Source organism: Azospirillum brasilense (assembly GCF_003349955.1).
In the GTDB taxonomy this organism is placed as follows: domain Bacteria; phylum Pseudomonadota; class Alphaproteobacteria; order Azospirillales; family Azospirillaceae; genus Azospirillum; species Azospirillum brasilense_B.
On sequence record NZ_QLKQ01000021.1, the window covers coordinates 79,319 to 88,332 of the forward strand.

Below are 9,014 nucleotides of genomic sequence, written 5' to 3' on the forward strand. Positions count from 1 at the left end.
TCATGTGCATTCTTGCGCCCCGGTGCTGCAAGGCGCAAGTCTGTCGGCAGAGCACACCACGCCGCAACAAGCATAAGGACTTGAGACCATGCGCGCCGTCGCCTTCACCCAATCCCTGCCCATCGACGCCCCCGACGCCCTGATCGACGTCGAGCGTCCCCGCCCCGAACCCCAGGGCCGCGACCTGCTGGTCGAGATCAAGGCCGTCTCGGTCAACCCCGTGGACACCAAGGTCCGCCGCAACATGCCGCCGGCGCCGGGCGCCATGAAGGTGCTGGGCTGGGACGCCGCTGGTGTCGTGGTCGCCGCCGGACCGCAGGCCACGCTGTTCAAGCCGGGCGACGCCGTCTTCTACGCCGGGGCCATCGACCGCGACGGCACCAACGCCGAGTTCCATCTGGTGGACGAGCGCATCGTCGGGCCGAAGCCGGCCAGCCTCGATTTCGCCCAGGCCGCGGCGCTGCCGCTGACCAGCATCACGGCGTGGGAGGCCATGTTCGACCGGCTGGACGTGCGGCGCCCGGTGCCGGGGGCGGCGAACGCCATCCTGATCGTCGGCGGGGCCGGTGGCGTCGGCTCCATCGCCATCCAGCTCGCCCGGCAGCTGACCAACCTGACGGTGATCGCCACCGCCTCCCGCGCGGAGACTCAGGCCTGGTGCCGCGACCTGGGCGCCCACCACGTCATCGACCACCGCAAGCCGCTGGCCGCCCAGGTTGAGGCGCTGGGCATCGGCGCCCCGGCCTTCGTCTTCTCGACCAACGACACCGGCGCCCATCTGCCGGAGATCGCCGCCCTGATCGCCCCGCAGGGCCGCGTCGCGCTGATCGACGATCCGGCGGGGCTGGACGTCATGGTGCTGAAGCGCAAGAGCGTGTCGCTGCATTGGGAGTTCATGTTCACCCGGCCGGTGTTCGGCACCGCCGACATCGACGCCCAGCACGCGCTGCTCGGCGAGGTGTCGCGCCTCGTCGACGCCGGCACCATCCGCACGACGCTGGCCGAGACGTTCGGCACCATCAACGCCGCCAACCTGACGCGCGCCCACGCCCTGCTCGAAAGCGGGCGGGCCAAGGGCAAGATCGTGCTGGCCGGCTTCTGATCCGCGCCTTGCCTTTTGGGCGGGGGACGGTCAGTCTCCCGTCCCAAGGGAGCGGAGCGGAGAAGCGGGAATGGCCGGGGTGACGTGGGTTGGATGCCGGAAGCGGCTCGGCAAGACCGGCGCGTCCTGGGTGGCGCCATGACCCGCCTGCGCATCCGCATCGACTTCGACACCGGCGGCTCGGTCGGGCCGGGCAAGATCATGCTGCTGGAGCGGATCCGGGAGACCGGTTCCATCTCCGCCGCGGCGCGGACGCTGGGCATGTCCTACCGGCGCGCCTGGCTTCTGGTCGACGACCTGAACCGCATCTTCGCCGAACCGGTGGTCTCCGCCGCGGTGGGCGGCAAGCATGGCGGCGGAACCGCGCTGACCGCCTTCGGCGAACGGGTGATCGAGCATTACCGAGCGGTGGAGCGCGATGCCTTCGCCGCCACCACGCCCCGGCTGGAGGCGTTGGAAGGGATGCTCAACGCCGGGTATGGCGCGGGAAGCAACCCGGCGGACGACGGCAGCTTCTCCGGCGACCCTGGGCTGAAGCCCGGCTGCAAATAGTATCCCCTCTCCCCTCCGGGGAGAGGGATAGGGTGAGGGGGTTGCGCGCGGCGCCACGTTCGGCATAAGCGCAACCCCCTCACCGGCCCTCTGGGCCACCCTCTCCCCAGAGGGGAGAGGGCTATCGGCGAGAGGGGTTGGGGCGGCGGGGGAGCCGTGGTATGGGAAGGCGGATTTTCCACCACCCTTTCCCGCACCGTTCACGCCAAGGATGTCCGCCATGCGCCCGGTCAAGATCGCCCCGTCCATCCTCTCCGCCGATTTCGCCCGGCTGGGCGAGGAAGTGTGCGCCATCGATGCGGCGGGCGCCGACTACATCCACATCGACGTGATGGACGGTCATTTCGTCCCCAACATCACCATCGGCCCGGCGGTGGTGAAGGCGCTGCGCCCGCACACGGCGAAGCCCTTCGACGTGCATCTGATGATCGCCCCGGTGGACCCCTACATCGCCGCCTTCGCGGACGCCGGCGCCGACATCATCACCGTCCACGCTGAGGCCGGCGCCCACGTCCACCGCACCATCCAGCTCATCAAGTCGCTGGGCAAGAAGGCCGGCCTGTCGCTGAACCCGGCCACCCCGCTGGAAGTTGTGGACTATCTGCTGGAAGACCTCGACCTCGTCCTGGTCATGACGGTCAACCCCGGCTTCGGCGGGCAGAGCTTCATTTCCAACCAGCTTCCCAAGATCCATGAGCTGCGCCGCCGCATCGACGCGCTGGGCAAGCCCATCGACCTTCAGGTCGACGGCGGCATCAACGGCGAAACCGCCCGCATCGCCATCGAGGCGGGCGCCGACGTTCTGGTCGCCGGAACCGCCACCTTCACCGGTGGGCCGGACCGCTACGCCGCCAACATCCGCGCCCTGCGGAGCTGACCGCCGGCCCTTCCCCTCTCCCTCCCGGCCATGCTCCAGGTGGGTTTATCCGCAAGAGGGTCCTCCTTCGGGCAGAACCAAACGCCGTCCCGGGCGTTATGGCTGCGTGGGATCGAGGACATCGATACTGGAGGGAGAGAGGTTATGGGTATTCTGTGGACGATCATCATCGGCTTCCTGGCCGGCATCGTCGCCAAGTTCCTGATGCCGGGCCGTGATCCGGGGGGCTTCATCATCACCACGCTGCTCGGCATCGCGGGCGCCTTCGTCGCCACCTATCTGGGCGAAGCCGTGGGCTGGTACCGGGCGGGCGAAGGGGCCGGCTTCATCGGCGCCATCGTCGGCGCCATCATCATCCTGGCCATCTACCGCATGATCGCCGGGCGCCGGACCACCGTCTGAGACTGCGGCACACCACACCGCACACGCAAAGGGCGGCCCGACGGGGCCGCCCTTTCGCTTTTCCATCCGGACCGCGGTTGTTAGGCCAGGGCCACCGGGCTCGGCATGAAGACCGCGCGGGAGATCGCCGCCTGAATCGCCTCGTTGGTGAAGGGCTTGCGGACGATCTGGCCAAGATGGCGGGCGTCCGCCTCCTCCAGGTCGCCGTCGAAGGCCGTGACGAAGATGGTCCGCATGGCACGCTTCTGGCGCAGCCGGCGGGCGACCTCGACCCCGCTGCCGCCGTCGGCCAGCCGGACGTCCAGAAGGGCCAGCGTCGGCTTCTCGGCCTCCAGCAGTTCCAGGGCCTCCTGCTCGTTGTTGGCGGTGCCGCAGACGACATGGCCCATGTCGGTGACCAGCGAGCCGATCTCCATCGCCAGGATCGGGTTGTCCTCGACCACCAGCACCCGCTGGGTCAGGGCGTTGCGCACCTTGTCGCGGGCGATGGTCAGCCGCTCCTGGGCCTCCGGCGCGGGGATCTGGAGAACCTGGGCGGCTTCGGGAACCGTCAGCCCTTCCAGCGTGATCAGCAGATACATGCGCCGCTCGCCTTCCGGCAGGGAGGCCAGCGCCCGTTCGATGGGGTGCGGCGACGGGGTCGGCAGCCCGTCCCCATCCTCGTCGAACAGCAGATTCAGCAAGGCGTAGAGCGGTACCCGCGCCCCGGCTTCCAGCCCGAAGCGGGAGGGGGCCATCACGGCGACCTCGACGCAGCGCGTCACGAGATCGTCACCGCGTTCGGTCGCTCCGGTCAGCGCGCGCGCGTAGCGGCGCAGGTAGGGGAGATGATCGTAAAGCTGGCGTGCGTAGACTCGCATGACCCGTTCTTCCGCGCCGGTGGGTGGGTCCGTCCGGCCTTCGGCACCGAGGGGCGCTGGCCGGTCGGCTTGATTCATAACTTGTTAACACTCTGAAACACTATCACGCCCCCCAAGGAGGGCGAACCGAAAAAAAGGCCGAGTCCCCCTTCCTCCGTTGGCAGAGTCCGCATGGCCGATGACGACCGGCAGACCTACCGCGCCTGCTCACGCTGCTGGCGCGACCGCCATTGCCAGGGCTTCTCCACCTGACCAGCCCACAGGCCCAGCCGGCGGCTTTGCGCGAAGGCCTCGCTCGACGCGTAGGCGGGGGACAGGCTGCGGTAGGCGAAGGCCCAGCCGCGCGCCACCATGGCCGCCCCCAGATCGACGCCGAGCACCCGGCACTCGCCCAGCTTTTGGCCGTTGCGGTCACGTTCGGCGATGGTGCAGGTCACCTCCTGGTCCTTGATCAGGCTGGCCAGCACCGCTGTGGCGATGCGGAAACAATCCAATTCATGCCCGTAGCGGTTCCGGCATTTCTGCCCGACGTCGGGGGCGTCGATGCCCATGAGGCGAACCGGCGTCCCCTTGATGGAGAGCGTATCGCCTTCCATGGCGACACCCTGTCCTTTTAACGTTTCATTGGGGGTGTTGGCGACCTTGCCTTTGGTCGTCCCTCCCTGGGCATACACCGTTCCGGTTGAGCCGATGAGAAGAATCGCCACCAAAGGAGCGAGCCACTCAGAACAGGGTCGGCGCGTCATCGGGCCAAGCATCATCGGACGGTGAATCGTCCAAGGGAGCCGCGCACGCCTCGTCGTCGTTGCGCACGTTGTTGACGCGCGGTCCCACCGGGCGGGCCTCCAGCAGCGCGTCGGGCGCCGGCTTCAGAAGCCCCTCCAGCACCGGCAGCGGGGCGGCGGGGTCCAGCCACAGGTCCCAGTCCGCCTCGTCGAGGATCACCGGCATGCGCTCGTGCAGCGGCTTCAGCACCGCGTTGGCCGTGGTGGTGACGATGGTCAGCGTCTCCAGGGGCTCCGCGGGGGCCGGACCGCCCTTCGGGCCGTTCCAGCGCTCCCACAAGCCGGCGAAGGCGAAGGGCGCGCGGTCGCGGCGGCGGATGGCGTAGCCCTGCTTGCGCTTGCCCACGGCCTTCCACTCATAGAATCCGTCCACCGGGACGAGGCAGCGCCGCTTGCGGAAGGCCTCCCGGAAGGACGGCTTCTCGGCCAGCGTCTCCCCGCGCGCGTTGATCAGCCGCGCCCCGATGGACGGGTCGTCCGCCCAGAAGGGCACGAGGCCCCAGCGCAGGGTGACCAGATGGCGCCCATCCTCCTCCCGCCGCACGGCGGGCACCGGCTGGGTGGGGGCCACGTTCCAACGCGGCTGGAGGTTCGGCAGTTCGGGGAAGCCGAACAGCCGCTGGACCTCCGCGGCCGGTGTGGCGAGTATCATGCGTCCGCACATGGCCTAAGAATAGGTGGCCCGGCGCCCCCACGCCACCGCCGGCTTATGCCCAACCGAGGGTTTTCGCCGGCCAAGGCTCCGCCTATCTTCTCCGGGTGCATCTCCACGCCATAGGCCCACGCCATAGGCCCACGCCAGAGGAAAGCCCCGCCCCATGATGAAGTTCGGCATCGGCCAGCCGGTCCCCCGCACCGAAGACGCGCGCCTGCTGACCGGCGGCGGGCGCTACACCGACGACGTGTCGCTTCCCGGCCAGACCTACGCGGTCTTCGTGCGCTCCCCTCACGCCCACGCCGACATCCGCGGGATCGACGCGGTGGAGGCGGCGGCGCAGCCGGGGGTGCTCGGCGTCTTCACCGTCGCCGACCTGGAGGCGGACGGCATCCAGCCGATCCCCTGCGCCGCGGCGCTGACCCAGCGCGACGGTTCCCCCTACGTCGCCCCGCCCCGCCCGGCGCTGGCCAAGGGACGCGTGCGCCACGTCGGCGATCCGGTCGCCGTGGTGGTGGCCGAAACGCTGGACGCCGCCCGCGACGCGGCGGAGCTGGTGATGGTCGATTACGACGACCGGCCCGCCATCGCCGGCACGGCGGAGGCGCTGGAGGTGGGTCGCCCGCAGGTGTGGGACGAGGCGCCGGGCAACCTCTGCTTCGATTGGGAACAGGGCGAAGAGGCGGCGGTGGAGTCGGCGATTGCCAAGGCCGCCCGCGTGGTCGAACTGGAGATCGTCAACAACCGCGTCGTCGCCAACCCGATGGAGGGCCGCGCCTGCCTTGCCGCGGTGGAGGCGGAGACCGGACGGCTGGTCATTTACGTCACCAGCCAGGGCGTGCACGGGCTGCGCAAGCAGTTCGCCCAGCTCTTCGGCCTGCCGGAATCGAAATTCCGCGTCATCACCACCGACGTTGGCGGCGGCTTCGGCATGAAGCTGTTCAACTACCCGGAATACATGGTCTGCCTGTTCGCCGCGCGCCGCCTGAACCGGCCCGTAAAATGGGCGGCGGAGCGGACCGAGGGCTTCCTCAGCGACGACCACGGGCGCGACCATGTCAGCCGCGCCCGGCTGGCGCTGGACGGCGACGGGCGTTTCCTCGGGTTGCGGGTGGACACGGTCGCCAACCTGGGGGCCTACCTGTCGAACTACGGCCCCTTCATCCCGACCGACGCCGGGTCGGCGATGCTCGTCGGCTCCTACACCACACCGGCGGTCTATGTGCGGGTCAAGGGCGTCTTCACCAACACCCAGCCGGTGGACGCCTACCGAGGCGCCGGCCGGCCGGAGGCCGCCTATCTGCTGGAGCGGCTGATCGACCATGCCGGGCGCGTCACCGGCCTCGGCCCGGCGGAGATCCGGCGGCGCAACTTCATCCCGCCCGCCGCCATGCCCTACGCCACGCCGATGGGCCAGACCTACGACACCGGCGAATTCGAGCAGAATCTGCGCGACGGGCTGGAGCTGTCCGACCACACCGGCCTGCCCGCCCGCAAGGCGGCGGCGAAGGCGCGCGGGAAGCTGCGCGGGGTCGGGATCGCCACCTACATCGAGGCCTGCGCGGGCGGCGGCGCTGAGCAGGCGACGGTGCAGGTCAACGGCGACGGGCGCATCGTCCTGATGATCGGCACCCAGACCAACGGCCAGGGCCATGAGACCGCCTACAAACAGATCATCGCCGACCGGCTGGGCGTCCCGCCGGAGGATGTCGAGGTCGTGCAGGGCGACACCGACCGGGTGTCCTGGGGCGCCGGCACCGGCGGTTCCCGCTCCGTCCCGGTGGGCGGCGCGGCGCTGGCCGAGGGGGCGGCGCGGGTGGTGACCAAGGCGACCGAGGTCGCCGCCGACCTGCTGGAGACCGCCGCGGTGGACGTCGAGTTCGTCGAGGGCCGCTTCAGCGTCGTCGGCACCGACCGCAGCGTCTCCTTCAAGGAGGTGGCCGCCAAGGCGGCCGCGCAAGGCCCCGTCGCCTTCACCGAGGCGGCCCGCTGGACCCCACCGGCCAACACCTTTCCCAACGGTTGCCACGTGGCGGAGGTTGAGGTCGATCCCGACACCGGGGTGGTCGAGGTCGTCGGCTACACCGTCGTCGACGATTTCGGCACGGTGGTGAACCCGTTGCTGGTCATGGGGCAGGTCCATGGCGGCGTCGCCCAGGGCATCGGACAGGCGCTTCAGGAGCGGGTGGTGTTCGACCCGGACAGCGGCCAGCTGCTCAGCGGCTCCTTCATGGACTACCAGATGCCGCGCGCGGTCGACGTGCCGGACATCCGCATCAAGCTGAACTGCGTGCCCAGCACCACCAACGCGCTCGGCATGAAGGGCGCCGGCGAGGCCGGGGCCATCGGCGCGCCGCCGGCGGTGATCAACGCCCTGGTGGACGCGCTGGCGGACTATGGAATCGAGCACATCGACATGCCGGCGACCCCGCTGTCCGTATGGACCGCGATCCAAACGCATAGTAAAGCCGCCGCCGAATAAGGAAGAACGGAGTAACGACGTCATAGGCCCTATTTCCAGCCCCGATGTCACACCTTGTGTTGAATAAATTTGAGACAACATACGCACTATAATGAATTAAACCCAGTATCACCCCACGAAAGAAACGGGCATGACGGCGGAGCGGATCAAGGGCGGCGGGTGCGGCGGGCATTGCACCGAGGGTTTGGGGTTCGACTTCACCATGGCCTTTCAGCCCATTGTTGATGTGGGCGGCGGGCGGCCCTGGGCGCATGAGGCGCTGGTGCGCGGCCTCGACGGCCAGGGGGCCGGCTGGGTGCTGGGCCAGGTGACCGAGGCCAACCGCTACGCCTTCGACCAGGCCTGTCGGGTCAAGGCCATCGAATTGGCCGCCGGCCTCGGCATGGGACAGCAGCCCGACACCCGGCTGTCGATCAACTTCCTGCCCAACGCCGTCTACCAGCCCGAAGCCTGCATCCGCGCCACGCTGGCCGCCGCCAGACGCACCGGCTTCCCGCCGGAGCGCATCATCTTCGAGGTGACGGAGAACGAGCGGGTGGTCGACGGCGCGCACCTGAAGTCCATCTTCACCGAATACAAGCGCCAGGGCTTCCACACCGCCATCGACGATTTCGGGTCGGGCTATTCCGGCCTGAACCTGCTCGCCGAGTTCCAGCCGGACATCATCAAGCTGGACATGGAACTGACCCGCTCCATCGACACCGACCGCGCCCGCCGCAGCATCGTCGGCGCGATCCTCACCGTGTGCCGCGATCTCGGCATCACACCGGTGGCCGAGGGCATCGAGACGCCCGGCGAGGCCAAGGCGCTGCGCGACCTGGGGATCACGCTGATGCAGGGCTACCTGTTCGCCCGCCCGGCGGTGGAGACGCTGGTGGTGCCCAGTATGGACTTCGAGCCGGCGCTGGCCTGAGCGGGCTACAGCATCCGCGGGCGGCGCACCGCCCGCGGCCGGGGAGCGGCGTAGCGGCCCCGCTGCTCGGTCGCGAGGGTCAGCGCCTCGTGCGCGATCAGGCGCCGGTAGTCGCCGTCCACCCGCGAGAACATGGCGAAGGCGAACTTGACCGCGTCGGGGGTCGGGCTGGTGGCGGCCTCGCGGAGCGCGTTGCGCAGCATGCGCAGCTCCAGCACGCCTTTGACGCAGATGCGCTCGACCGCCTGAGCCAGGATGTCGATCGAACACAGGGACGCCTCGTCGTCGAGTCGGTACTGCACCCGTCCCCCGCCAGGAAGAACCGTCACGGACCGGCGCGGTTCTAGCTTGGGCGGGGCGGGAACGCCAGTGTTTCGGTGGGGTGG

At 69.4% G+C, this 9,014-nt stretch carries 10 protein-coding genes; 6 read left to right on the plus strand and 4 right to left on the minus strand.

The window, feature by feature from the left end; translation table 11 throughout:
• The first annotated feature begins 88 nt into the window (after positions 1 to 88).
• The 4 genes from DXK32_RS12055 to DXK32_RS12070 all read left to right on the plus strand — a co-directional run bounded on the left by DXK32_RS12055 (position 89) and on the right by DXK32_RS12070 (position 2,933).
• A complete protein-coding gene (locus DXK32_RS12055; protein WP_114858714.1) occupies positions 89 to 1,102 on the plus strand; it encodes a zinc-binding alcohol dehydrogenase family protein in 1,014 nt (337 codons plus the stop codon).
• Between the two features lie 138 nt (positions 1,103 to 1,240).
• Positions 1,241 to 1,654, plus strand: coding sequence for a winged helix-turn-helix domain-containing protein (locus DXK32_RS12060; RefSeq protein ID WP_114858715.1), 414 nt, complete (start codon positions 1,241 to 1,243; stop codon positions 1,652 to 1,654).
• 220 nt (positions 1,655 to 1,874) lie between these two features.
• Positions 1,875 to 2,531 carry a ribulose-phosphate 3-epimerase gene (gene rpe / locus DXK32_RS12065; RefSeq protein ID WP_114858716.1) on the plus strand — a complete coding sequence of 219 codons (657 nt, stop codon included), beginning with the start codon at positions 1,875 to 1,877 and terminating at the stop codon, positions 2,529 to 2,531.
• A 144-nt stretch (positions 2,532 to 2,675) separates the two neighbouring features.
• Entirely contained in the window at positions 2,676 to 2,933 is a 258-nt protein-coding gene (locus DXK32_RS12070) for a GlsB/YeaQ/YmgE family stress response membrane protein (protein WP_014240033.1), read from the plus strand.
• Between the two features lie 80 nt (positions 2,934 to 3,013).
• Here the strand turns inward: DXK32_RS12070 and DXK32_RS12075 are convergent, their stop codons facing one another.
• The 3 genes from DXK32_RS12075 to DXK32_RS12085 form a co-directional block, all read right to left on the minus strand.
• Positions 3,014 to 3,793, minus strand: a complete 780-nt coding sequence (locus DXK32_RS12075; protein WP_114858717.1) for a response regulator — start codon at positions 3,791 to 3,793, stop codon at positions 3,014 to 3,016.
• Between the two features lie 194 nt (positions 3,794 to 3,987).
• Complete coding sequence (locus tag DXK32_RS12080; protein WP_114858718.1) at positions 3,988 to 4,389, minus strand: thermonuclease family protein; 402 nt, start codon at positions 4,387 to 4,389, stop codon at positions 3,988 to 3,990.
• Between the two features lie 127 nt (positions 4,390 to 4,516).
• Positions 4,517 to 5,230: an SOS response-associated peptidase gene (locus DXK32_RS12085; RefSeq protein WP_114858719.1), complete on the minus strand. Its 714-nt coding sequence runs from the start codon at positions 5,228 to 5,230 to the stop codon at positions 4,517 to 4,519.
• Between the two features lie 166 nt (positions 5,231 to 5,396).
• Here DXK32_RS12085 and DXK32_RS12090 point away from each other — a divergent pair, with 166 nt between their 5' ends.
• Positions 5,397 to 7,715, plus strand: a complete 2,319-nt coding sequence (locus DXK32_RS12090) for a xanthine dehydrogenase family protein molybdopterin-binding subunit (RefSeq protein WP_114858720.1) — start codon at positions 5,397 to 5,399, stop codon at positions 7,713 to 7,715.
• Between the two features lie 130 nt (positions 7,716 to 7,845).
• The gene (locus DXK32_RS12095; RefSeq protein WP_114858721.1) at positions 7,846 to 8,628 is read left to right on the plus strand and encodes an EAL domain-containing protein; all 783 of its coding nucleotides are present in this window, start codon (positions 7,846 to 7,848) and stop codon (positions 8,626 to 8,628) included.
• 5 nt (positions 8,629 to 8,633) lie between these two features.
• Here the strand turns inward: DXK32_RS12095 and DXK32_RS12100 are convergent.
• A partial coding sequence (locus DXK32_RS12100; protein ID WP_432612342.1) for a hypothetical protein occupies positions 8,634 to 9,014 on the minus strand: 381 nt, incomplete at its 5' end.

What these genes read in the sequence shown, in the direction of transcription:
- rpe (WP_114858716.1), top strand. Translation starts at nt 1,875, where the DNA reads ATGCGCCCGGTCAAGATCGCCCCGTCCATCCTCTCCGCCGATTTCGCC.
- DXK32_RS12080 (WP_114858718.1), bottom strand. Translation starts at nt 4,389, where the DNA reads ATGGAAGGCGATACGCTCTCCATCAAGGGGACGCCGGTTCGCCTCATG.
- DXK32_RS12060 (WP_114858715.1), top strand. Translation starts at nt 1,241, where the DNA reads ATGACCCGCCTGCGCATCCGCATCGACTTCGACACCGGCGGCTCGGTC.
- DXK32_RS12085 (WP_114858719.1), bottom strand. Translation starts at nt 5,230, where the DNA reads ATGATACTCGCCACACCGGCCGCGGAGGTCCAGCGGCTGTTCGGCTTC.
- DXK32_RS12070 (WP_014240033.1), top strand. Translation starts at nt 2,676, where the DNA reads ATGGGTATTCTGTGGACGATCATCATCGGCTTCCTGGCCGGCATCGTC.
- DXK32_RS12090 (WP_114858720.1), top strand. Translation starts at nt 5,397, where the DNA reads ATGATGAAGTTCGGCATCGGCCAGCCGGTCCCCCGCACCGAAGACGCG.
- DXK32_RS12075 (WP_114858717.1), bottom strand. Translation starts at nt 3,793, where the DNA reads ATGCGAGTCTACGCACGCCAGCTTTACGATCATCTCCCCTACCTGCGC.
- DXK32_RS12055 (WP_114858714.1), top strand. Translation starts at nt 89, where the DNA reads ATGCGCGCCGTCGCCTTCACCCAATCCCTGCCCATCGACGCCCCCGAC.
- DXK32_RS12095 (WP_114858721.1), top strand. Translation starts at nt 7,846, where the DNA reads ATGACGGCGGAGCGGATCAAGGGCGGCGGGTGCGGCGGGCATTGCACC.